At 64.2% G+C, this 21,511-nt stretch carries 23 protein-coding genes; 14 read left to right on the forward strand and 9 right to left on the reverse strand.

What is annotated here, in order from left to right; genetic code table 11:
- Window positions 1-55: 55 nt before the first annotated feature.
- Together CFE42_RS06675 and CFE42_RS06680 are read right to left on the reverse strand one after the other, a co-directional pair.
- Entirely contained in the window at window positions 56-358 is a 303-nt protein-coding gene (locus CFE42_RS06675) for a hypothetical protein (protein WP_004631473.1), read from the reverse strand.
- A 128-nt stretch (window positions 359-486) separates the two neighbouring features.
- Complete coding sequence (locus tag CFE42_RS06680) at window positions 487-873, reverse strand: hypothetical protein (RefSeq protein ID WP_004631472.1); 387 nt, start codon at window positions 871-873, stop codon at window positions 487-489.
- A gap of 420 nt (window positions 874-1,293) precedes the next feature.
- Here CFE42_RS06680 and CFE42_RS06685 point away from each other — a divergent pair, with 420 nt between their 5' ends.
- Window positions 1,294-1,461: a DUF6726 family protein gene (locus tag CFE42_RS06685; RefSeq protein ID WP_009277085.1), complete on the forward strand. Its 168-nt coding sequence runs from the start codon at window positions 1,294-1,296 to the stop codon at window positions 1,459-1,461.
- 97 nt (window positions 1,462-1,558) lie between these two features.
- On the opposite strand, the gene CFE42_RS06690 is transcribed toward CFE42_RS06685, so the two are convergent.
- Window positions 1,559-2,107, reverse strand: a complete 549-nt coding sequence (locus tag CFE42_RS06690; RefSeq protein ID WP_200868565.1) for a GNAT family N-acetyltransferase — start codon at window positions 2,105-2,107, stop codon at window positions 1,559-1,561.
- Between the two features lie 156 nt (window positions 2,108-2,263).
- Between CFE42_RS06690 and CFE42_RS06695 the strand changes: the two genes are divergently transcribed.
- The gene (locus CFE42_RS06695; protein WP_004631469.1) at window positions 2,264-3,241 is read left to right on the forward strand and encodes a DedA family protein/thiosulfate sulfurtransferase GlpE; all 978 of its coding nucleotides are present in this window, start codon (window positions 2,264-2,266) and stop codon (window positions 3,239-3,241) included.
- 374 nt (window positions 3,242-3,615) lie between these two features.
- Here the strand turns inward: CFE42_RS06695 and CFE42_RS06700 are convergent, their stop codons facing one another.
- The 6 genes from CFE42_RS06700 to fliF all read right to left on the reverse strand — a co-directional run bounded on the left by CFE42_RS06700 (window position 3,616) and on the right by fliF (window position 10,858).
- Entirely contained in the window at window positions 3,616-5,190 is a 1,575-nt protein-coding gene (locus CFE42_RS06700; RefSeq protein ID WP_004631468.1) for a flagellar hook-length control protein FliK, read from the reverse strand.
- 38 nt (window positions 5,191-5,228) lie between these two features.
- Window positions 5,229-5,693: a flagellar export protein FliJ gene (gene fliJ, locus CFE42_RS06705; RefSeq protein ID WP_004631467.1), complete on the reverse strand. Its 465-nt coding sequence runs from the start codon at window positions 5,691-5,693 to the stop codon at window positions 5,229-5,231.
- 108 nt (window positions 5,694-5,801) lie between these two features.
- Entirely contained in the window at window positions 5,802-7,262 is a 1,461-nt protein-coding gene (gene fliI / locus CFE42_RS06710; protein ID WP_004631466.1) for a flagellar protein export ATPase FliI, read from the reverse strand.
- The gene (fliH, locus tag CFE42_RS06715) at window positions 7,252-7,998 is read right to left on the reverse strand and encodes a flagellar assembly protein FliH (RefSeq protein WP_004631465.1); all 747 of its coding nucleotides are present in this window, start codon (window positions 7,996-7,998) and stop codon (window positions 7,252-7,254) included. The genes fliI and fliH overlap by 11 nt, the downstream gene beginning before the upstream one ends.
- A 35-nt stretch (window positions 7,999-8,033) precedes the next feature.
- On the reverse strand, window positions 8,034-9,026 hold the full coding sequence (fliG, locus tag CFE42_RS06720; RefSeq protein WP_004631464.1) for a flagellar motor switch protein FliG: 993 nt from the start codon (window positions 9,024-9,026) through the stop codon (window positions 8,034-8,036).
- On the reverse strand, window positions 9,023-10,858 hold the full coding sequence (gene fliF / locus CFE42_RS06725; RefSeq protein ID WP_004631463.1) for a flagellar basal-body MS-ring/collar protein FliF: 1,836 nt from the start codon (window positions 10,856-10,858) through the stop codon (window positions 9,023-9,025). Before fliF ends, fliG begins: the two co-directional genes overlap by 4 nt.
- Before the next feature lie 283 nt (window positions 10,859-11,141).
- Here fliF and fliE point away from each other — a divergent pair, with 283 nt between their 5' ends.
- Genes fliE through CFE42_RS06785 form a run of 12 tightly spaced genes read left to right on the forward strand, consistent with a single transcriptional unit; the run spans window position 11,142 to window position 21,497 of the window.
- Window positions 11,142-11,483 carry a flagellar hook-basal body complex protein FliE gene (gene fliE / locus CFE42_RS06730; RefSeq protein ID WP_004631462.1) on the forward strand — a complete coding sequence of 114 codons (342 nt, stop codon included), beginning with the start codon at window positions 11,142-11,144 and terminating at the stop codon, window positions 11,481-11,483.
- 35 nt (window positions 11,484-11,518) lie between these two features.
- A complete protein-coding gene (locus CFE42_RS06735; RefSeq protein ID WP_004631461.1) occupies window positions 11,519-12,637 on the forward strand; it encodes a glycosyltransferase family 2 protein in 1,119 nt (372 codons plus the stop codon).
- Between the two features lie 10 nt (window positions 12,638-12,647).
- Entirely contained in the window at window positions 12,648-13,421 is a 774-nt protein-coding gene (rfbF, locus tag CFE42_RS06740; protein WP_004631460.1) for a glucose-1-phosphate cytidylyltransferase, read from the forward strand.
- The gene (gene rfbG, locus CFE42_RS06745; protein ID WP_004631459.1) at window positions 13,406-14,512 is read left to right on the forward strand and encodes a CDP-glucose 4,6-dehydratase; all 1,107 of its coding nucleotides are present in this window, start codon (window positions 13,406-13,408) and stop codon (window positions 14,510-14,512) included. The genes rfbF and rfbG overlap by 16 nt, the downstream gene beginning before the upstream one ends.
- Window positions 14,509-15,111, forward strand: a complete 603-nt coding sequence (locus tag CFE42_RS06750; RefSeq protein ID WP_004631458.1) for a dTDP-4-dehydrorhamnose 3,5-epimerase family protein — start codon at window positions 14,509-14,511, stop codon at window positions 15,109-15,111. Before rfbG ends, CFE42_RS06750 begins: the two co-directional genes overlap by 4 nt.
- Window positions 15,108-16,247 (forward strand): DegT/DnrJ/EryC1/StrS family aminotransferase, encoded by a 1,140-nt coding sequence (locus tag CFE42_RS06755; protein WP_004631457.1) that lies wholly within the window; start codon window positions 15,108-15,110, stop codon window positions 16,245-16,247. The genes CFE42_RS06750 and CFE42_RS06755 overlap by 4 nt, the downstream gene beginning before the upstream one ends.
- Window positions 16,232-17,074, forward strand: coding sequence for a phytanoyl-CoA dioxygenase family protein (locus CFE42_RS06760; RefSeq protein WP_004631456.1), 843 nt, complete (start codon window positions 16,232-16,234; stop codon window positions 17,072-17,074). Before CFE42_RS06755 ends, CFE42_RS06760 begins: the two co-directional genes overlap by 16 nt.
- A 2-nt stretch (window positions 17,075-17,076) precedes the next feature.
- Complete coding sequence (locus CFE42_RS06765; protein ID WP_004631455.1) at window positions 17,077-18,258, forward strand: class I SAM-dependent methyltransferase; 1,182 nt, start codon at window positions 17,077-17,079, stop codon at window positions 18,256-18,258.
- Window positions 18,255-18,770, forward strand: a complete 516-nt coding sequence (locus CFE42_RS06770; RefSeq protein ID WP_004631454.1) for a GNAT family protein — start codon at window positions 18,255-18,257, stop codon at window positions 18,768-18,770. Before CFE42_RS06765 ends, CFE42_RS06770 begins: the two co-directional genes overlap by 4 nt.
- On the forward strand, window positions 18,767-19,483 hold the full coding sequence (locus tag CFE42_RS06775) for a WbqC family protein (RefSeq protein ID WP_004631453.1): 717 nt from the start codon (window positions 18,767-18,769) through the stop codon (window positions 19,481-19,483). Before CFE42_RS06770 ends, CFE42_RS06775 begins: the two co-directional genes overlap by 4 nt.
- Window positions 19,476-20,222: a cephalosporin hydroxylase family protein gene (locus CFE42_RS06780; RefSeq protein WP_004631452.1), complete on the forward strand. Its 747-nt coding sequence runs from the start codon at window positions 19,476-19,478 to the stop codon at window positions 20,220-20,222. The genes CFE42_RS06775 and CFE42_RS06780 overlap by 8 nt, the downstream gene beginning before the upstream one ends.
- 42 nt (window positions 20,223-20,264) lie before the next feature.
- Complete coding sequence (locus CFE42_RS06785) at window positions 20,265-21,497, forward strand: glycosyltransferase family A protein (RefSeq protein WP_004631451.1); 1,233 nt, start codon at window positions 20,265-20,267, stop codon at window positions 21,495-21,497.
- The last annotated feature ends 14 nt before the right edge of the window (window positions 21,498-21,511 follow it).

Raw genomic sequence — 21,511 nt, forward strand, 5'->3', positions numbered from 1 at the left:
CACACAAGGCCGGCAACGCCAGCCGATGAGGCGACATGGTAGCCGCTTCAGCGCATCAGGACGCTGAGAGCATTGAAGCGAACGAGCGCTTGCAGCGCTCCCGCAGGCGTTCGTGCGTTGAGAGCTGTTCTGCGATGACGGTGGCTTCCGGATACACGCGGCACATGCCGATCATGGCGGTCTCAAGCGCCCCCTGCGATCCGGCCTGGAACTGGAACTGCTCCAGCACCGTGTCATCGGCATCACGCACGGTGATCAGGAACGGGCCCGGGGTGACGGTTGCGCAACCGGCGAGCATGCCGGCCGCGGCCAGCGTAAGGCACAGGAGGGAGCGGGTCGGACGACGAGAACGAATCATCATGGCTTCCTGGTTGCGATGAGAGTGAGACGCGGCAACGGCGACTCGGTTCGCAATCATCGCGCTTGCCCGGTGACGCAAACAAAAACGCCCGCAATGTGCGGGCGTTTTTGGGGCAGGAACCAGGCTCAGGCGACGGCGCCTTCGGTGTACGGATCGAACTTGCTGCCAGCCTTGGCGCCTTCGGTATAGGTGTCGAACTTGCCGGCACGTGCCAGGGCGCCTTCCGTGTACGGGTCAAACTTGCCGCCAGCCTTGGCACCTTCGGTATAGGTATCGAACTTGCCGGCACGGGCAAGAGCGCCTTCGGTGTACGGATCAAACTTGCTGCCAGCCTTGGCGCCTTGCGTGTACGGATCGAACCTGTCGCCAGCCTTGGCGCACTCCGAGTACACATCGAAGCGTTGGCTGACTTGCGCAGCACCTTGCGTGTACACGTCAAACTTGGCTGCGGCCAGGGCCGGCACACTTGCCAAGGCGATCAGGGCAGCAATCAGGGTACGTTGGGCTTTCATGATGTCTTCTCCAGATGGGCGCAGCGCGTCGGGCAGGTGATCCGGACATTTCCAGGATCTTCTTTTTCGCTGCGGCGCCGCATTCGATGGAGTCATCGTAGGCGAGCCTGTTCAGACAATAAATGTCGCGACAGACAATTTATTGTTGCGATATGTGAAATTACGGGAAAACCCGCATCACCAGTGGTTTTGCGGCCTGCAACAAAGGCTTGCGGGTTAATTTGCGCAAACGCAGAATGTGACTTTTTCACCCAAAGTCAGCGTTGTACGGCTTTCGAACGGGTTTTAGTGTTGGGTTCTGACGCATCGCATCATGGTTGTGCGACGCGCACAGATTGTCGTTTCCCGATACACACGCGCACAGGTTGGCGAATGACTCTGTGTCACACTGCCCGGCATTCGCTTTCAAACGCTCCCACGATGAAACGCCTTCTCCTCGCTGTGTCCCTGCTCGTTGCTGCACTCCTTTCCGGGTGCGGCGTGGTGGCCGCGCCGTGCCGCGTGGCATCGGCGGGCCTGAAGATGGTGCCGCTGGTGGGGCATGTGGCGGCCGCGCCCACCGACGCCTGCGCCGACATCATCGATTGAGCGTAGTAATCAAAGCGCTGTGAATTGAGCTTAGAAGTTTGAGCCACTCAGGAAAGTGTCTACCGTTCTTCACTGAACCTTGACCAGTGCCGCTGCCTCACAGGGCCCGCTGCATCAGCAGACAATCCAGCCAGCGCCCAAACTTGTAGCCCACCGCCTCCAGCACGCCCACCTCGCGAAACCCACAACGGGCGTGCAGCTTGGCTGACCCCGGGTTCTCGCGACCGCCCCCTACTACCGCCACCATCTGCTTGAAATCGCGCGCCTGGCATTCGCGGATGAGCGCCTCCAGCAGCAACGTCCCAACGCCCCGCCCCTGCGCGGCGCTGTCAAGATAAATGGAGTCTTCCACCGTATGGCGATACGCAGGCCGCGCACGATGCGGGCCGGCATACGCATAACCGAGCAGCGCACCGCCTGCTTCGGCCACCACGTAGGGCATGCCGGCATCCTGCAATGCGTGAAAGCGGCGCGTCATCTCGGCCAGATCGGGGGCATCGATCTCAAAGCTGGCGGTGCCGGTACGCACATGATGTGCATAGATGCCGACGATGGTCGGCAGATCCGCCTCGGTCACCGCACGAATGGTAACGGCGCCGGTTTCATGCACGGGAGCGGAAGCGTCGATGGGCATTGCGGAAGACATGGCTGTGGGAATGGGAAGCGATGTGAAGCGTTCATTGTCACGCCAATTCAACACGAACCGCGTATCGCCGAGTGCATTCCGGTGACATGGCTATCGGGCGGCGCCGGAATGCGGTAATTTGGCAGACGCATTTGCCCCCGCCGCGCCCTTCCTGCCATGCATGACCTGTTTCCCCTGATCGCCGAATACGGCGCGTTTGCCGTGTTCCTCAATGTGCTGCTGACGCAAGCTGGTGCACCGCTGCCGGCCGTGCCGACGCTGCTGGTGGCCGGCGCGCTCACATTCCAGGGGCCGCTCTACTTCATGGAGCTTGCGCCCGCTGCGGTGTCCGGCGCGCTGCTGGGCGACGGCCTGTGGTACTTCGCAGGCAAGCGCTACGGCAGGCACGTCATGGCACTGCTGTGCCGCGTGTCGTTGTCGCCCGATTCCTGCGTGCGGCGCACGCGCACGCAGTTCGAGCGCTGGGGCGCGCCGATGCTGCTGATCGCGAAGTTCATTCCGGGCTTGTCGACCGTGTCGTCGGCGTTGCTGGGCACCATGCGCACGCCGTTCAGCACGTTTGCGCTGTACAACCTGGTGGGCTCGGCGGTGTGGGCCACGCTTTGGCTGCTGCTGGGCCGCGTGGCGCATGACAGCATCGACCAGGCGCTGCGCCGGCTCGACATGCTGGGCACGCGTGCCGTGCTGCTGGTCGCGTTGCTGGCGGCGGTGTATGTGGCGGCGCGCTGGCTGCAGCGCTGGCGCTTTCGCAAGATGCTGGAGATGGCGCGCATCTCGCCCGATGAGCTGCACGCGCTGATCGAATCGGGCGCGGCACCCGTCATCATCGATGTGCGCGCCGACAGCTCGCGCATGCTGCAGCCGCAACGCATTCCGGGAGCCATGCTGTATGACATGTCCAGCAGCAAACGCGCGATCGAGATCGACGGCCCCGACCGAGAGATCATCATCTACTGCGCCTGTCCCAACGAGGCGTCTGCCGTCATGCTGGCGCGCACGCTGATGGGACGCGGCTTCAAGCGCGTGCGTCCGTTGCATGGCGGTATCGACGCATGGGTGGAGCGCGGCTATGGCGTGGAGCACGTGATATCGGTCACGCCCGCCACACTCGCAACGGCGGAAGCGGGCGCCTGAGATTCCGCACGCAGGTGCGCCGCAACCACGAAGCTGGCGCACAAAAACAAAAAGCGCACCTCGCGGTGCGCTCTCCCGTAAGTACGGCAAACATGCGGTGCGCCAGCCCCCCGGCTCGGACACCCCGCATCGGTCCGTGTGCATCCGCCCAAGGACGGATGTGGCGAAATGATCCCCGTTTGATCCCTTCTTCGCCAGTCGGACTTGACCCCCTTGTTATTCATTTGCAACGCTGCCGCATCAAACGTATGCGCGGCGAGCTCGCGTTGTGATTTCCCGTCCTTCTTTTGTGGCCTTGCGGCTGGCCATTTTTGCGTGGTACTCCTGCGTACTAACGGCAGCGTCGCGTCGAACTTTAGGCGCCGCCCCAATCGTCAGGCAAATGTATCGATCGCACCTTCGTGGCTGGAAACACGGCGCGGTGCCGCCGTCACCGTATCAGGTCGGTCTTGCGAGCCGCTGCTGCCATAACGGCTACCACTCCCCCCGTTGCCCGAACTGCTACCCTGGTTTTGCGCCGACGAGCCCTGCGATGCGTTCTGCTGCTGGCTGAAGTCGCCCGTGCTGACCGACGTTTGCCCAAGCTGCATCCCGCCTTGCTGCATGGAGTCGCGCAGGCGCGGCATGGCGTCCTGCACGAGTTCGGCCACGGCCTGGTGCTGGCAGACAAAGCTCGCGTTGACGGCGCCGTTGTCCACTTCCAGCTTGACGTGCATGCCGCCCAGTTCGGCCGGGTTCAACTGCAGTTCGGCCGACGATTGGCGATGCACTTGCATGAAGGCGAGCTGGCTGGCCATGCTCTGCGGCCACGCGGCATCGCCAAAGGTGGGCAGCGTGTGGACTTGTTGCGGCGTGATCGATGCCCCAGCCGCTGCGCCTGCGTTGGCACCGCCCACCGCAAAGGTAGGCGCGGCCATGCCCGCGTCGCCAGTGGCGCGCGACAGCACGCCCTGGAACTGCATGCCGTTGCCCTGCGCGTTGGATTGCGTGCCAGCGTTATCGGTGTTGCCGGTGTTGCCACCATTGCTGGCGTGGCTGGTGGCATCGGTTACGGCGGCGGCGGCCGGTTGCACGGGGGCGTTGTGTGCGCTCAGATCGCGGCGCGGCAGGCCGCGATCGGCATTGGCACCCTGCCCGGACGACGCGCTGCCGAGCTGGCGCACGGCAGCCGGCGTGTTGTCAGCAACGGCGCGTGTGCGAGCCATGGCCTGCGCCAGCGTGCCGCTGTCGGGCAACGCGGTGGCGGGCGACGTCGGCGTGTTTGCGGCGTTTGCCTTCGTGTCCTTCGCAGCAGGCAGTCCGGCCAGGCCTGCGTGTGCCGTCGTGGCCGGGTCAGCGGCACCCTGCGCCCCGTTGGCAGCTGCACTTGCGGCGGCCAGTGCGGCGGGGTCATTGGCGGACGGTCTGCCCGCAGCCGACGACGTCGCATCGGTATCGGTGTTGGTATTCGATCGGGCGGCGTGCAAGGCAACCGGCAGTTGCGCGGCTGCGGCCTGCTGCGCGGCCTGGCGTGCAGCCTCGATCTGGGCGGCCAGTTGTGCAGCCGGATCGACCGCGGCCTGTTTCGCGGCGGTATCGAGATCCTTGGCGCTGGCAGGCTGGGCCGGCTTAGCGCTGGCCGTATCGGCGGTGCTGCCAGCAGGCGTTGTGACGGCCTGCTCCCGAGTGTTGCCGTCTGCCGGTTGGGCGTCTTGGTCGTTGCGCGCGGCGTCGGTGCGTGCGACGTCCTTGCGGGCGATATCGGCGCGGCGGCTGGCATCGTCGGCGGCGGATTGTGCGTCGGCGCGACGGCGTGCAGCGTCCTGGGCCATGCGGTCCGACAACAGGTTGCCGAAGGTATCGGTACCTGACGACGGGGCCTGCGCCTTGTCGGCTGCGGCAGCATTGCCGGCCGACAGCATGGCGCCCAGATCGTTGGCAGCGGGGTTGGGGGTGGCACTCAAGCCCACGTTGACTCCATCTTGCGACTGCGTGTTCGCGTTGGTCTTCAATTGCCGCCCTGGGCCGCACGCATGCGGATCACCTTGGCGGCGTGTTCGTCGTTGTCGCGCTGGGCTCGGCGTTCTTCGTCCAGGCGCTGCTCTTCAATGTGGCGCTGGCGCAGGATGTCGAACGACTGCTCGCGACGCTGTTTTTCCAGCCAGTTGGCACGGCTCATCGCGAGCTGCTGCTCCAACGCGTTGATGGTGCCCTTCTGCTGGTGCACGGCATTGCCCAGTCGGTCGATAAAGGCCGCGTAGTTGCGCAGGCGCGTGACATCCATGCCGCCTTCGGCCGTGCTCAGCATTTGCTGGTGGTAGTTGTTGCGGTAGTCGGACAGCAGTGCGAGCTTTTGCGTGGCGGCCTCGCGCGTGTTCATCAGGCGGCCGACTTCCTGCGTGGCTTTTTCTGTGTCCTTCTGAGCCAGTTCCAGCACCGTTTCGAGGCGGAACGGCTTGTTCATGGTGGTCATCGGTAGACCCTCCAGCTTCCCGTTACATCAACCCATCGGACGCAAACCCGGCGGCTTTAGCCTCCGGCTTGCGCAACGCTTGCGGCTTCACAGTGTCAAGCGGGCACATCACGCCAGCACTCCGTGCATCTTCTCCAGCGTGTGTTCGCGGCTTTCGTTTTCGAACATGCCCTGCTGCAGGAACGCTTCCATGTCGGGGTAGCGCGCGATGGCCTGGTCGGTCACCGGGTCGCTGCCACGCGCGTAGGCGCCCACGGCAATCAGGTCGCGGTTGCGCTGGTATCGGGCGTAGAGCTGCTTGAAGCGGCGGGCGGTGTCGAGCTGCTCGCGCGGCACGATGGCCGACATCACGCGGCTGATCGACTGTTCGATATCGATGGCCGGGTAGTGGCCCTGCTCCGCCAGCTTGCGCGAGAGCACGAAGTGGCCGTCCAGAATGGCGCGGGCCGCATCGGCAATCGGGTCCTGCTGGTCGTCGCCTTCAGCCAGCACGGTGTAGAACGCGGTGATGGAGCCGCCGCGGCCGTTGGCATCGACCATGCCGTTGCCGGCACGCTCAACCAGCGCCGGCAGCTTGGCAAACGCCGAGGGCGGATAGCCCTTGGTGGCCGGCGGCTCGCCGATGGCCAGGGCGATCTCGCGCTGCGCCATCGCATAACGCGTGAGCGAATCGACGATCAGCAGCACGTTGCAACCGCGATCGCGGAAGTATTCGGCAATCGTGTGGGCGTAAGCAGCGCCCTGCAGGCGCATCAGCGGCGAGGTATCAGCCGGCGCGGCCACCACGGCCGAGCGCGCCAGGCCTTCGTCGCCAAGAATCTCGTCGATGAATTCCTTCACTTCGCGGCCGCGCTCGCCGATCAGGCCCACCACCACCACGTCGGCTTGCGTGTAGCGGGCCATCATGCCCAGCAACACGCTCTTGCCCACGCCGGAGCCGGCGAACAGGCCCAGACGCTGGCCCTGGCCAACGGTCAGCAGACCATTGATGGCGCGCACGCCCACGTCGAGCACATGCTCGATCGGCTTGCGCTTGAGCGGGTTCAGCGGTGCCGGGTTCAACGTGCCCCAGGCGAGGTCTTCGTGCGCGCCCAGCGGCCCCTTGCCGTCGAGCGGCTCGCCGTTGGCATCGACCACGCGGCCCAGCAGGCGCGGACCCACGGGCAAGAATTTGCTGTGCGAAATCGTCGGGTCGGCGCCGTCTTCGCTCGACACCGGCAGGCGTGGCGGCTCCAGCGGGAACACGCGCGCACCGGGCACCACGCCCACCAGATCCGTTTGCGGCATCAGGAAGGCGCGCTCTTCGGCAAAGCCGACCACTTCGGCCAGCACGTGGCGCCCATGCGGCAGTTCCACGCGGCAGGCGCTGCCCACCGGCAGCTTCAGACCAACGGCTTCCATGACCAGGCCGGCCACACGCGTGAGCTTGCCGCACGTCACCACCGGGCGCGCCAGACGCGCACGCTGCGCGGTCTGCTGCAGGTGGGTTTGCCACATGCGCACGTTGGGGTTGTTGGCGGCAGCGTTGTGGCCAACCCCCGCGGCGAGCCGCACGGTCTCAGGCGACATGGAGTGCGCCTCCTGCCACGCGTTCGGCTTCCACGCGCTCGCTGGCAAGCCATGCGGTATCGCGGCCCAACGCACGGGTCAGTTCGGCCCAGCGGGTTTGCAGCGTGGCATCGGTTTCGCCAAAGCGGGTCTGCACGCGGCAGCCGCCGCGCTCGATGGCGGCATCGACGATGAGCGTCCAACCGGCAGCGGCCAGCTCCGTGCCCAGCGTCTGGCGAATCAGCTCTGCGTCATCGGCATGGACGCGCAGCATGGCAGGTGCCGGTGCGGTGGGCGCGTCGCCCAGCACTTCGCGAATCAGCGGCAGGATACGCTCGGGCTGCGCATGCAGCGCACCGTGCAGAAACTGCTGCGTCAGTTGCAGCGCCAGATCAACCAGCTCTTCGGCAACGCTGCCGTTCAACTGATCGATCGCCTCGCGCACGGACTGCATGAGCGTGGCGATGTGCTTGGAATCTTCCTCGCCCTGGCGGCGGCCTTGTTCAAAGCCATCCTGAAAACCTTGCGCAAAACCATCGCGGCGACCTTCGTCACGGGCGGTGGCAAGCTCGGCGTCCAGCGCGGCCTGCCATTCCTCTTCGGAAATCGGCGGCTCTTCGGGCTCAGCCGGCGGAGGCGGCGGAGGCGGCGGCGCGGCTGCAGCAGCAGCCTCTGCGGCCTGCCGCCGGAAGTCGGTCGGCTCCCACGCCTGGTATTCGAGCAGCGTGTCGCGCGGGATGATCGGCGGACGCGGCATCTCAGCGCCCCGTCAAAACAAGGCGGCCAGCACGGTCAGACATAGGCGTCCTCCGCTTTGCGGCCGATGGTGATCTCGCCCTCGTCAGCCAGGCGGCGCGCAACGACCAGGATTTCCTTCTGCTGCGCTTCGACTTCCGACACCTTGACCGGGCCGAGCACTTCCAGCTCTTCCTTGAGCATCGTGCCGGCACGCTGCGACATGTTGGCGAATACCTTGTCGCGGAACTCCTGCTTGGCGCCCTTGAGCGCCACCACCAGAACGTCCTGACTGATCTCTCGCAGCAGCGTCTGCAGCGCACGGCCGTCCAGATCGATCAGGTTGTCGAACACGAACATCTTCTCGACGATGGCGTCGGCCAGTTCCGGATCGCGCGAACGCACGCCTTCGATGACCGCGCTCTCCACGGCGCTCGGCACCAGGTTGAGAATTTCCGCTGCCGTGAGCACGCCGCCCATCGCGTTCTTCTTGCGGTGGTCGTTGCCTTGCAGCAGCTTGGTCAGCACGTCGTTCAGCTCGCGCAGGGCGCTGGGCTGAATGCCGTCGAGCGTGGCGATACGCAGGATGGTGTCGTTGCGCAGGCGCTCGGTGAAATAGGTCAGGATTTCCGAAGCCTGGTCGCGGTCAAGGTGCACCAGGATCGTGGCGATGATCTGCGGGTGCTCGTTGCGGATCAGTTCCGCCACCGACGATGCATCCATCCACTTCAGGCCTTCGATGCCGCTTGTGTCACCGCCCGATAGGATGCGGTCGATGATGTTGGCGGCGCGATCGTCGCCCAATGCCTTGCGGAAGACGGTGCGGATGTACTCGTTCGAATCCACGTCCAGCGGCAGGTCTTCGGCTTCGACAAAGAAGGCATCAAAGGCGTCGAGCACACGCTCGCGCGAGACGTTCTTCAGCGCGGCCATGGTCGCGCCCAGCTTCTGCACTTCGCGCGGGCCCAGGTGCTTGAGCACTTCGGCGGCTTCGCTTTCGCCCAGCGACATCATGAGGATGGCGCTGCGTTGGAGTCCTTCGGCGCTCATTCGTTACTCACCCATTGTTTGATGACGGCCGCGACGGCGCGCGGGTTGCTCTGCGCCACGCGGCGCATGGTCTCGAGCTTCTTCTCGAAGTCGTTGTTCTTGAGTTGCGGCAGCGCGTCCGGCAGCTCTTCGGAATCGGAGCCAGCCGCCGCCGGACCTTCCAGCTCCGGCCCGGCCGAAGCCGCAGCACCGGTGATGATCGGGGCGTTCGGATCTTCGCCTTCACGGCCGACGAAGGTGGGCGTGGCCGGCGCGTCCTTCTTGCCCATCGAGCGGATCGCCGGACGGATCACCGCAAACACCAGGATCAGGAAGCCGATTGCCAGCGCCAGGTACTTGGCGGCCTGAATGGCGTACTGGATCATGTCCGGCTGCTTCCACAGCGGCAGGTCGTCCTTGGACATCGGCAGCGTGCCCGAGAACTGGCTGTTGACCACGTTCACGGAGTCGCCGCGCTTGGCGTCAAAGCCCACGGCGTCCTTGACCAGCGCGTTGAGCTTGACCATCTCGGCTTCCGACAGCGGCTTCCAGGTCTTGCCGTCGCCACGGTAGTTGACCACCACGGCCACCGACAGGCGGCGCACGGTACCCACTGCGGCGCGGGTACGGCGCACGGTCTTGTCGACTTCGTAGTTGGTGGTGGTGTCGCGGGTGCTCGACGAATTGCCGTTGGCCGCGGTGCCGCTCGTGTTGGCAGCCGCCGCCTGTTGCGGTTGGCCATTCGGGCCGGTCGCAGCCGGTTGCGACGCCGAGGCCGGAGCCGGTGCGGTCGGCAGCATGCGCGGCGCGGTCGGCGGCTGGTTGGACAGCGCGCCCGGCACGCCACCCTGGGCGTCGGCCTTGTTCTGCGTGGCTTCAGCAGTGTGCGTGCTGCGCACGGCGGCGTTGGCCGGGTCCTGGTTCGGACGGTAGCTCTCGGCCATCTGTTCAGTGTTGTCCAGATCGACGTCGGCCGTCACCTGCGCACGCACGTTGTCTTCGCCCACCACGGGGCCGAGGATGGCTTCGATGCGCTTGATATAGCCCTGCTCGACGTCGCGCACGTAGCTCAGTTGCGTCGGGTCGAGGCCCGAGGCGTTGTCCTGGAACGACGACGACAGCAGGCGGCCGGATTGGTCGACCACCGTCACATTGGCCAGCGGCAGGTTCGGCACGCTGCTCGACACCAGGTGGCCAATGGCCTGCACCTGCGAGCGGTCGAGCATGCGGCCCGGATACAGCTTGAGCAGCACCGACGCGCTGGGCTTGGCCTGCTCGCGCACGAACACCGACGGCTTGGTCATTGCCAGATGCACGCGGGCGGACTGCACCTCTTGCATGGCCTGGATGGTGCGGGCGAGCTCGCCTTCCAGGGCGCGCTGGTAATTGACTTGCTCGGCAAACTGGCTGGTGCCGAATTTCTGGTTCTCCATCAGCTCGAAGCCGGCCTGGCCGCCCTTGGGCAGCCCTTGCGAAGCGAGCTTCAGACGGGCTTCATGCACGCTCGTCTCGGGCACCATGATGGCGGTGCCGCCTTCGGCGAAGCGGTACGGCACGTTCATCTGCTGCAGCGCAGCGATGATCGCCCCGCCGTCGCTGTCAGACACATTGCTGTACAGGACACGGTAGTCCGGAGCCCGGCTCCACAGCATCGCGGCGGCAATGACGGCCACCAGCGCGGCACCGCCGATCATCATCAGCAGACGCGGCGACAGACGGCCGAGCGGGCCCAGGGCGCCCAGCGCACCTGCTCCTCCCGCTTTCTGGCGCGTCATCGCGCCCTGGCCCACCGCCGGCATTTCCACCGTACCGAGCGTGTCGGCGACAGCAACCGAATCGGCTGTCGTTGGCATCCAAAATCTCCTGACTGACTACGTTGCTTGAGCGCTCACCCAATGTCCGGGCATGGCTCCGTGGTTGCCATTATCGGCAGTGGGTGCGCAAGCAAATCGGCAAGAAGAGGGCCTTTTCCCGTTCTTTTGGGCGCTTGGGAACGGCGGGCGGGCGGCTACCTTTGCATCACCGTGGCGCCATAGCGACCAACCGGCCGGGGCGGAAAGCGCCCTGGAAACCCGGCCCAGGCAGCCAAGCAGCGGCGCCGCAAGCAAGACAGCGTAAAAGAGGAGTTTTCTTCACATGGATATTACGAACGCCCATTCAGTGGTCTCGCTGATGAACAGCGTGCTGTCGCCGTCCAGCACGGTGGGTGGCATTGGCTCGGGCGGCTCGACCTCGGGCGACGGCGCCAAGGTCAGCGTCGACTTTGGCGCGGTGCTCAAGTCGTCGCTGGACAGGGTCGATGCGTCGCAGCAGAAGGCCGAATCCATCTCGCGCAGCTTCGAAATGGGCAACAACGACGTGGATCTGCACGACGTGATGCTCTCGCTGCAAAAAGCCAACATCGACATGCAGACCGCCGTGCAGGTGCGCAACAAGTTCGTCTCGGCATACCAGAGCATCATGAGTATGTCGATCTGAAATCACTTTTTTCTACGCCTCTTTTTCTTCGCCGCATGTCCAAGCACGCCAAACATCACGCCAAGCCGGCCAAGGGCAGTCTGGCGCTGGTCGTCATTGCCCGCGACGAAGCCGCCTGCATCGAGCGCTGCCTGATGAGCGCCAAGCCGCACGTCGATCGCATGATCGTGCTGGACACCGGCTCGACTGACGACACCGTGGCGATCGCCAAGGCGTGCGGCGCGCAGGTGCACCATTTCACGTGGGTGGATGATTTTTCCGCCGCCCGCAATGCCGCGCTGGCCGCCGCCAATGCAGACTGGAACCTCGTGCTGGACGCCGACGAATGGATCGAAGCCGGCACGGAAGAGCTGCGCAACGCCTGCACGTTCGGCCCGTTGCTGGGTGTGGTGTGCATCCGCAGTGAATACGACATTTCCGGCCACGTAGAGCATTCCAACAGCTGGATCGCCCGCCTGTTGCCTCGCGGCGTGCGCTACAAGGGCCGTATCCACGAGCAGCCGGTGGCAACCGCGGCCAACCTGCAGCGTGTGCGTCTGCCACTCGTGATTGGTCACGACGGCTACATGAACGCCAAGCTGGACCGCAAGCGTGGGCGCAACCACACGCTATTGCAACTCGAGCTGGCAGCGCATCCGGATGACCCGTATGTGCTTTACCAGCTCGGCAAAGACTTCGAGATCAACCAGAAAGACCCGGCCGAGGCCGCTGCGCACTATCAGCGCGCGCTCGCAATGGCACCCAAGGTGGCGCCATATCGGCATGACCTGTGCATCTGCCTGCTGGCGTGTCTTTCCAAATCGAAGCAACTCGACGCGGCCATCACGCTGGCGGGTGAATGGATGGAGGAGTGGTCCGGCTCGCCAGACTACTTCTACATGCTCGGACACCTGATGTTCGAAGCCGCCGCGCAAGACCCTGCACAAGCCGAAAAGCAATGGCTGCCGATGGCAGAAAACGCCTTCCTGAAGTGCCTGGAAATTGGCGAGCAGCCCAAACTGGACGCCGCCGTATTCGGGCGCGGCAGCTTTGCCGCCGCAAAGTACCTGGCGCTGACCTACCGGGCCCTGGCCGACACGCTGGCCATCAAGTCGAACCAATATTCCGACATTGCGCGGCAGATGCAGGAGCGCAGCGCCGCCGTCGCCGCATGAGTACGCAATCATGAAGACAGTCATCCTGGCCGGGGGCCTCGGCACGCGCATCAGTGAGGAATCGCACCTGCGGCCCAAGCCGATGATCGAAATTGGTGGCCGCCCGATCCTGTGGCACATCATGAAGATCTATGCCGCGCACGGCATCAACGATTTCATCATCTGCCTCGGTTACAAGGGCTACGTCATCAAGGAATACTTCGCCAACTACTTCCTGCACATGTCGGACGTGACGTTCGACATGTCGAAGAACGAAGTGACGGTGCATGAGCGCCATGCCGAGCCATGGCGCATCACGCTGGTGGATACCGGCGAGCAGTCCATGACCGGCGGGCGCCTGAAGCGTGTTGCCGCGTATCTCGATCCGAACGAGCCCTTCTGCTTTACCTACGGCGACGGTGTGTCCGACGTCGATATCACCCGCAAGATCGCCTTCCACCGCGCCCACGGCAAGATGGCAACGGTGACGGCCGTGCAGCCGCCGGGCCGCTACGGCATGCTCCAGCGCGATGGCAACCGTGTGACCGGTTTCACGGAGAAACCACCCGGCGACGGCGGCACCTGGATCAACGGCGGCTTCTTTGTGCTGAACCCGGCCGTCATCGAATACATCGCGGGTGAAGACACCCACTGGGAAGGCGAGCCGATGAATCGCCTGGCCGAGATGGGCGAGTTGAACACGTTCGAGCACCAGGGCTTCTGGCAGCCGATGGACACGCTGCGCGACAAGAACAGTCTCGAAGCCATGTGGCAATCGGGGAGTGCACCGTGGAAAAAGTGGTGACGCTCGACCTCGCTGCCTGGGCCGGCAAGCGCGTCTTCTTGACCGGGCACACGGGCTTCAAGGGAAGCTGGCTGGCGCTGTGGCTGCGCCAGCTTGGCGCCGATGTGTACGGCTACAGCCTGGCGCCCCAAACGAACCCGAATCTCTTTACGCTGGCCGAGGTGGAATCCGCCATGGCTGGCCACACGCTGGGCGATATCCGTGACGCGGATGGCCTGCGTGCCGCGATGACGGCGGCGCGGCCTGACGTGGTGTTTCACCTCGCGGCGCAACCGCTGGTGCGTGCGTCGTACCAGGACCCGGTCGGCACTTACGCCACCAACGTGATGGGCACCGTGAACGTGCTGGAAGCCGCGCGCGCGTGCGCCGGCCTGTCGGCGATCGTGGTCGCCACCACCGACAAGTGCTACGACAACCGCGAATGGGCGTGGGGCTACCGCGAGACGGATGCGCTCGGCGGCCATGATCCGTACAGCGCATCCAAGGCCTGCGCCGAACTGGTGGCCGCAAGCTACCGGCGCGCCTTCTTCGCCAACGGCCCGCTGCTGGCTACCGGCCGCGCAGGCAACGTGATCGGCGGCGGAGACTGGTCGGAAGATCGGCTCATTCCCGATGCCGAGCGCGCGATGCGTGCCGGTACCCCGCTGGTCATCCGTTCACCGCACGCCACGCGGCCGTGGCAGCACGTTCTGGATTGCCTGCATGGGTATCTGGTGCTCGCGCAACGGCTGCTGGCCGGTGACGCCTCGTGCGCAACCGCCTGGAACTTCGGCCCGGACAGCGCTGCCACGCGCACGGTCGAACAGGTCTTGCAAGGCTTGCAACACCATTGGCCCGCGCTGATCTGGCAACTCGACGCCAAAGCCGCCGCCGGCCGCCACGAGGCCGGCATGCTGCATCTGGACGCCAGCCGGGCGCGCCAGCAACTAGGCTGGCAGACAGCGTGGCGGTTCGAGACCGCGCTGGAACAGACCGCCGCGTGGTACCGGCATCTGCATGAAAAAACCGCGGATGCGCGCGCGCTGTGTGACCAACAGCTCGACCGCTTCACCGCCGCCGCGTCTGCTGCCACATCCAGGAGCGCCGCATGAACCGCTTCACCATCCAACCGACACCCCTAGCCGGCTTGGTCGAGATCAGCCGCAAGGTCATCGGTGACCATCGCGGCTACTTCACGCGCTTCTTCTGCGCAGACGAACTTGCCGCCGCCGGCTTTGACAGCCCCATCGCGCAAATCAATCACTCCTATTCCGCCAAGCGCGGCACCGTGCGCGGGCTGCACTTTCAGTACCCGCCGCATGCCGAGATCAAGCTGGTGAGTTGCGTGCGCGGCCGTGTGTTCGACGTGGCCGTTGACCTGCGTGCGGGCTCGCCGACGTTCCTGCAATGGCATGCGTTGGAGTTGTCCGCCGAACGCCACAACAGCCTGCTGGTGCCGCGCGGGTTTGCCCACGGCTTCCAGGCGCTGGAAGACGATTGCGAACTGCTGTATCTGACCTCGACGCCGTACGCACAAGCCGCTGAAGACGGCCTCAACCCGACCGACAGCCGACTCGGCCACGGTGGTATCAGCTGGCCGCTTGCCATCACCGAATGCTCTGACCGGGACCGCAACCATCCGCCGCTGACCGACGCGTTTGCGGGCATCACGTTGCGTGCCCAGAATCCTGAATTGCAGGAACAGCCATGACCCAGAAGATCCTGTACTCCAAGCCGTCGATCACCGAGCTGGAAGTCGAATACGCCACCGACGCCGCACGCAACGGCTGGGGCGACCAGTGCTACGCCTACATCAACCGCTTCGAAAAGCAGTTTGCCGAATTTGTCGGCACGCAGTACGCCATTGCCACGTCGAGCTGCACCGGTGCCATGCACATGGGGCTGGCCGCGCTCGGCATCGGCGCCGGCGATGAGGTGATCCTGGCCGACACGAACTGGATCGCCACGGCGTCGCCCATCACCTACGTGGGCGCTACGCCCGTGTTTGTCGACATCCTGCCGGATACGTGGTGCCTGGACCCGGCGCTCGTGGAAGCGGCCATCACCCCGCGCACGAAGGCGATCATCGCAACGCACCTCTACGGCAACCTATGCGAGATGGACCGCCTGCTGGACATCGGCAAGCGCCACGGCATTCCCGTCATCGAAGACGCAGCCGAGGCTGTTGGCTCGCGCTGGCACGGCCACGCAACCGGGGCGCAAGGCATCTTCGGCACGTTCTCGTTCCATGGCACCAAGACCATGACGACGGGCGAAGGCGGCATGTTTGTCACCAACGACCGCGCGCTGTACGACCGCGTGATGACGCTCAACAACCATGGCCGCGTGCCGGGCGGCAAGCAGTTCTGGTCCGATTTCATCGGTTTCAAGTACCGCATTTCCAACGTGCAGGCCGCCATCGGCTGCGCGCAGCTTGAGCGCATCGACGCGCTGGTTGCACGCAAGCGCGAGATCTTCGCGGCATACCAGAAGCATCTGGGTGACGTTGGTGCCCTTGCGCTCAACCCGGAGTCACCTGGCACGCTCAACAGCTACTGGATGCCCACCGTCGTGTTTGACGAGGCACTGGGCATCACGCGCGATGGATTGCTGGCCGCGTTCTCGCGCCGCGGCATCGATGCACGCGTGTTCTTCTATCCCCTGAGCCAGATGGGCCTCTTTGGTGACGCACCAGGCAACACGCCCAACAGCTACGCAATTGCCGAGCGCGCCATCAACCTGCCGTCATATCACGACATGTCGAGCGCAGACATCGACACCGTGTCGCAAGTGGTGCTCGATCTCGTGCAAGAACATCAGGAGAAGCAGACGTGCCTGGCATCCTGACCCCCGATCAGATCGAGTCCTTCCAGCGCGACGGCCTGCTGATCCTGCGTGACTTTTATGCGCCGGACCAGGTGGTGCCGATCCAACGTGCGATCTACAACATTATCGGTCTGGTCATCGACAAGTACCGGCTCGACATCGAGCGTGCGCCGTTTGCACCGGAACGCTTCGACGACGGCTACCAGGCGCTGATCAAAGCCAATCGCAAATATGGCGCCGAGGTGTATGACGCAGTCAAGCAGATCCCGGCGTTTGTCCGGCTCCTGGGCGATCCGCGCCATGAGGAGGTGGTGTCCGAGCTGCGCCCCGGCGCGCTGCCCGGTATTGCCGGCGCCGGTTATGGCATCCGCATCGACAACCCGCGTGAAGAGAAATTTCGCGCCAACTGGCATCAGGAATATCCGGCGCAGTTGCGCAGCCTGGACGGCGTGGTGTTCTGGAGCCCGCTCGTGGAGATCACGCCCGAGATCGGGCCCGTGGAGTTCTGCCCCGGTTCGCATCGGGAAGGGCCGCTGCCGGTCGTGAGCGCAGACCCGGACAACGCCGGCAAGCAAGGCGCTTACGCGCTCATGCTCAAGGATGAAGCCACCTATCTCGCGCGCTATCCACACGTGCAGCCGCTGACCCAACCCGGTGATCTGGTGCTGGTTGATTTTCTGGTGCTGCACGCATCGGGCCAAAACACCAGCGGCCGCTCGCGTTGGTCGATGCAGTTCCGCTACTTCAATTTCTGCGAGCCGACCGGGCGCTCGCACGGCTGGAAAGGTTCATACGCCAACGGCGTCGACTTCCGAACCGTCCATCCCGAACTTTCTGTGGAAGCCTGACCATGACGACAGGTGCACTGCCGTGCAATGTCTGCCAGCAACCGCTGCCAGAGCCGATCTACCGTGCCCCGCAAAGCGCGCTGTCATCACTGCGCCGCGCCATGGATGGCACGCTCGAGGTGTTCTGCTGCGCCGCGTGCGGCCACATCCAGACCGTCGAGCTGTGTGACAACGGCAGCTTCTACGACACCGAATACGACATCCTCGTGAACAGCGAGGAAGAAGACCAGATCTACGCGGTCGAGAATGGCCAGAAGATCTTCCGTGCCGATCACCAGGTCGCGCTCTTCCAGAAAAAGCTGCAACTGCTGGGGGGGCTACACGAGGGCGCCCGCGTGGTCGACTTCGGCTGCGCAAAAAGCGCGACCATGCGACTGCTCAAACAGCAGCGCCCGGACGTGAAGGTCCACCTGTTCGACATCAGCGACCGCTACGTCGGCTTCTGGGAGAAATTCCTCAGCGCCGGGCAATGGGCCACGTACACCATCCCGCCGGCATGGCAACGTTCATTCGATGTCGTCAGTTCGTTCTTCTCGCTTGAGCACATCCCAGACCTGAGCACCACGCTGCGTGCCATCCACGGGTTGCTGCGCGAGGGCGGCCGGCTGTATGCCATCGTGCCCAACACGTTCACCAATACGGCTGATTTTCTGGTGGCGGATCACGTGAACCATTTCACGCGCACGTCGCTGCAGGTACTGCTCGCCAGCCACGGTTTCGAGCTGCTCGAACTTGACGAACGCAGCCATCGCGGCGCATTCGTCGTCACCGCTGTACGCACGGCCCCTGACCATGCTGCGCCTGCCGTTGATCCGCGGCAACTGGCGGACACCGTGGGCGCCGCCAACCGCCTTGCGCGCTTCTGGCAGCAAGCGGCCAACCACCTGGGCGATTTTGAAACGCGCCACCAGGGCGCGCCTGCGGTGATCTACGGCGCGGGCTTCTACGGCACCTACACCGCCAGCAATCTGCAGCACCCGCACGCGCTGCGGGCCTTTGTGGACCAGAACCCGTATCTGCAAGGCTCATCCCTAGCGGGCAAGCCGGTGATTGCGCTGACCGAGATTCCGGCGGAAGTCGAATTGGTGTATCTGGCGGTCAATCCGGTCATTGCCGATGAGGTCAAACACACCGTGGAAGCCGCGTTCCCCAACCGTTTCCGCTACTTCCAGTTCGAGCCATGATCGCTTCCGGCAATGTATGCCTGCGCGCATGGCGCGAAGACGACATCCCGCATCTGCTGCCACTGCGTAACGATGTACACACGCAACTGCAGTTGATGACGCGCCCCAGGCCCAACTCCGCGGCGAGTGTGCGCGACTGGCTGGTCGGCAGGTCAACGCAAAGCGACGCGGTGCTCTTCATCATTGCCGAGCAGGCCGGCGGCCGCGTTCTGGGCTACCTCCAGTTGACGAAGATCGACCTGGTCAACCGGCACGCTGCGCTGGGCATCTGCTTGGCACCGGCCGATCAGGGACAGGGACACGGGCGAGCCGCCTGCGCGGCGCTGTTCTCGTACGCTCGCCAGACGCTGAACCTGCGCAAGATCACGCTGGAAGTGCTGGCTGACAATGAACGCGCGATCCAGCTGTATCAGAAGCTCGGCTTCCGCCAGATCGGCCAGTTGGCCGAGCACTATCTGCAGGATCAGCGCTGGCATGACGTCGTGCTGATGGAACGCATGCTGAGCCCATGAACATCGTCATTTCACAACCCATGTTGTTCCCCTGGGTCGGCATGCTTGAGCAGATCGTGCTGGCGGACGTCTTCGTCAACTATGCGGACGTGCAGTTCTCCAAAGGCAGCTTCACAAACCGGGTGCAGATCAAGGACCGCACCGGATCACGCTGGCTGACCGTTCCGCTGGAGAAGTTCCACCTGGGTGAGCGCATCGATCAGGTCCGCCCCTGCGCCAGCACCGACTGGCGCGGCCAGCACTTGCGCAAACTAGAGCAGGCCTACGAAGAAGCGCCCTATGCACAGGACATGCTGGTACTCGTGCGCACGGTGTACGAGGCCGACTACGCCAACATGGGCGCGCTGGCGCTGGCGTCGATGCAGGCGGTCTGCAGCTATCTGGACATCCCGCTCAGTGCGAAGCTGCGCGACTCCGTGGAACTGGCCGTGCCCGGGCGCAACAGCGATCGCGTACTGGCCATCGTGCGGCAACTGCACGGCAGCAAATACATTACCGGGCATGGCGCCAAGAACTATCTGGCGCATGCTGAATTCGAGCAGCACGGCATCACCGTCGAATACATGAACTACGCCATGCTGCCTTACCGGCAACTGCACGGCGCGTTCACCCCCTTTGTCAGCAGCCTGGACCTCATTGCCAATCACGGACCGGCGAGCAAGCAGTACCTGAACCCACAAACCCTCAACTGGCGCCAATTCACCCATGAATGACATCGAACAGTTCCAAGGCGAAGTCCAGCAGAACATCCAATCCCTGGCGCAGGACAAAGACCTGCAATCGCTGTCACGCATCTGGCTGCGCGAAGTGACCGCGCACAAGTACCACTACAACTTCACCTGGATGGGCTTGCCCATCATCCAGTGCCCGCAAGACGTGCTGGCCATGCAGCAACTGATCTGGGAGGTCAAGCCGGACCTGATTATCGAGACCGGCATTGCGCGCGGCGGCTCGCTGATCTTCTATGCCTCGATGCTCGAGCTGCTGGCCCAGAGCGGTCATGGTGAAGGCAAGGTCCTAGGCATCGACATCGACATCCGCCAGCACAACCGCGAAGCGATCGAGGCGCACCCGATGGCGCGGCGCGTCCAGATGTTGCAGGGCTCCAGCATCGACCCGGACATCATCGAGCAGGTCAAGCGCATCGCCGCGGGCAAGCAGCGCGTGCTGGTGGCGCTGGACTCCAACCACACCCACGACCACGTGCTTGCCGAACTGGAAGCCTACGCGCCGCTGACCAGCGTGGGCAGCTACTGCGTGGTGTTCGACACCGCTGTCGAAGACATGCCGCAAGCGATGTTCAACGATCGTCCGTGGGGCGTCGGGAACAACCCGAAGACCGCTGTGCACGCCTACCTGCGTGACCACCCGGAATTCGTGATCGACGCCGATATTCACCACAAACTCCTCATTACCGTCGCACCGGACGGCTACCTGAAGCGCGTTGCCTGAGCGCTTGAACCGACCGCTTGATCCGAAAAATTGGCCGCTGAAATGGAACCCGCGAAGACGACGCCCCAAACCGATGCAGTCACGCTGAGCATCTGCATCCCGACCTACAACCGGGCGCGCTACCTGGACAACCTGCTCGGGGAACTGGCCGCGCAGATTGATGGACTACGATTCAGCTACGAGATCCTGATCGGCGACAACTGCTCAAGCGACACGACCGAACAGGTCGTGGCCCGCCATCAAGGCCGGCTGAACATCCGGTATTTCCGGCGCCCGTCCAACCTGGGTTCGGCCGAAAACCTGAACCAGCTCTACCGCAGCGCGCAGGGCAAATACGTGCTCTACCACGCCGACGACGACCTGCCCATCCTCGACGAGATCAACAAGAACCTCGAGATCTTCGAGCGCAATGCGGGCGTGGGCGTCATCTTCGCGCCCTGGTTCATCCACGACTTGCCAACCCGGCAGGACATCACGCCCTTCTACCGCCAGGACGACAATTACCTGATCGAGCAGCACGATTACGCCAAGCTGCTGGCGCTGATCCTGTCACACCACATCTTTCCGGAAATCTACCTGGCGCGCCGCGAAGTGCTCGACCGGCTGTACTTCGCCGCGCCCGAACATGTGTTCTGGGCATTCGCGCATGCCGCGGAAATGCTCGGGTCGTACGCGCTCTACTTCAGCAAGACACCGTTTTATCGCTCGGTTACGCGCTACTTTGACGACGAGACCCGCGCCCAGGCAGGCAGCGAGGAAGTGAAATACGCATGGGACCGGTATCGCGGCGGCCTGGAATACGTGTTGAGCAAGTTCTCACACACGTTGGCCCCGAACGAGCGGCAGGAATGGCTGAATGCCATCAACCAGTTCGTGCTCGCGCGTATGAAGGTGGCGCTGCGCCTGCGCACGCATGAAGGCGGCAGCTGGATCGACAACTACTACATCGCCAACCGCATCAAGGCGCTCGGCGAGGTAGGCGACCTGGCCGCGCCCTATGACCTGTACCGCGTCAACGCCGCGTTCGAATACGTGACCAAGCTCGACCCGTTCAAGCCCGAGCCGCCCAGGTACGCCACCCTGCGCCGCGCACCGCTTCAGGTCTTGCACCACGCGCACGGCTTTGCCGACACCGAGTTTCTGGTGCTCGACGACGATGCCGCCATTCCGCATCACACCATCGTCGTCACGCCGATTCCGATGGACATTGCGGTGCCGGCCGGCCGCGAAGTCCGCTTCGTGTCGGAACTCGAAACACTCGCCAAATTTCCCTGAGTCACTGGTCACGC

This window comes from Ralstonia sp. PBBBR1 (assembly GCF_002256165.1).
GTDB classification, from domain to species: Bacteria; Pseudomonadota; Gammaproteobacteria; order Burkholderiales; family Burkholderiaceae; genus Ralstonia; species Ralstonia thomasii.

Excerpts from the sequence above, each read along its gene's own strand:
- CFE42_RS06685 (WP_009277085.1), top strand. The coding sequence starts at position 1,294 with ATGAAACGCCTTCTCCTCGCTGTGTCCCTGCTCGTTGCTGCACTCCTT.
- fliG (WP_004631464.1), bottom strand. The coding sequence starts at position 9,026 with ATGAGCGCCGAAGGACTCCAACGCAGCGCCATCCTCATGATGTCGCTG.
- CFE42_RS06765 (WP_004631455.1), top strand. The coding sequence starts at position 17,077 with ATGACGACAGGTGCACTGCCGTGCAATGTCTGCCAGCAACCGCTGCCA.
- CFE42_RS06770 (WP_004631454.1), top strand. The coding sequence starts at position 18,255 with ATGATCGCTTCCGGCAATGTATGCCTGCGCGCATGGCGCGAAGACGAC.
- CFE42_RS06675 (WP_004631473.1), bottom strand. The coding sequence starts at position 358 with ATGATTCGTTCTCGTCGTCCGACCCGCTCCCTCCTGTGCCTTACGCTG.
- CFE42_RS06780 (WP_004631452.1), top strand. The coding sequence starts at position 19,476 with ATGAATGACATCGAACAGTTCCAAGGCGAAGTCCAGCAGAACATCCAA.
- CFE42_RS06775 (WP_004631453.1), top strand. The coding sequence starts at position 18,767 with ATGAACATCGTCATTTCACAACCCATGTTGTTCCCCTGGGTCGGCATG.
- rfbF (WP_004631460.1), top strand. The coding sequence starts at position 12,648 with ATGAAGACAGTCATCCTGGCCGGGGGCCTCGGCACGCGCATCAGTGAG.
- fliH (WP_004631465.1), bottom strand. The coding sequence starts at position 7,998 with ATGCCGCGTCCGCCGATCATCCCGCGCGACACGCTGCTCGAATACCAG.
- fliJ (WP_004631467.1), bottom strand. The coding sequence starts at position 5,693 with ATGACCACCATGAACAAGCCGTTCCGCCTCGAAACGGTGCTGGAACTG.
- CFE42_RS06735 (WP_004631461.1), top strand. The coding sequence starts at position 11,519 with ATGTCCAAGCACGCCAAACATCACGCCAAGCCGGCCAAGGGCAGTCTG.
- CFE42_RS06680 (WP_004631472.1), bottom strand. The coding sequence starts at position 873 with ATGAAAGCCCAACGTACCCTGATTGCTGCCCTGATCGCCTTGGCAAGT.
- fliE (WP_004631462.1), top strand. The coding sequence starts at position 11,142 with ATGGATATTACGAACGCCCATTCAGTGGTCTCGCTGATGAACAGCGTG.
- fliF (WP_004631463.1), bottom strand. The coding sequence starts at position 10,858 with ATGCCAACGACAGCCGATTCGGTTGCTGTCGCCGACACGCTCGGTACG.
- CFE42_RS06785 (WP_004631451.1), top strand. The coding sequence starts at position 20,265 with ATGGAACCCGCGAAGACGACGCCCCAAACCGATGCAGTCACGCTGAGC.
- CFE42_RS06755 (WP_004631457.1), top strand. The coding sequence starts at position 15,108 with ATGACCCAGAAGATCCTGTACTCCAAGCCGTCGATCACCGAGCTGGAA.
- CFE42_RS06750 (WP_004631458.1), top strand. The coding sequence starts at position 14,509 with ATGAACCGCTTCACCATCCAACCGACACCCCTAGCCGGCTTGGTCGAG.
- fliI (WP_004631466.1), bottom strand. The coding sequence starts at position 7,262 with ATGTCGCCTGAGACCGTGCGGCTCGCCGCGGGGGTTGGCCACAACGCT.
- CFE42_RS06690 (WP_200868565.1), bottom strand. The coding sequence starts at position 2,107 with ATGTCTTCCGCAATGCCCATCGACGCTTCCGCTCCCGTGCATGAAACC.
- CFE42_RS06695 (WP_004631469.1), top strand. The coding sequence starts at position 2,264 with ATGCATGACCTGTTTCCCCTGATCGCCGAATACGGCGCGTTTGCCGTG.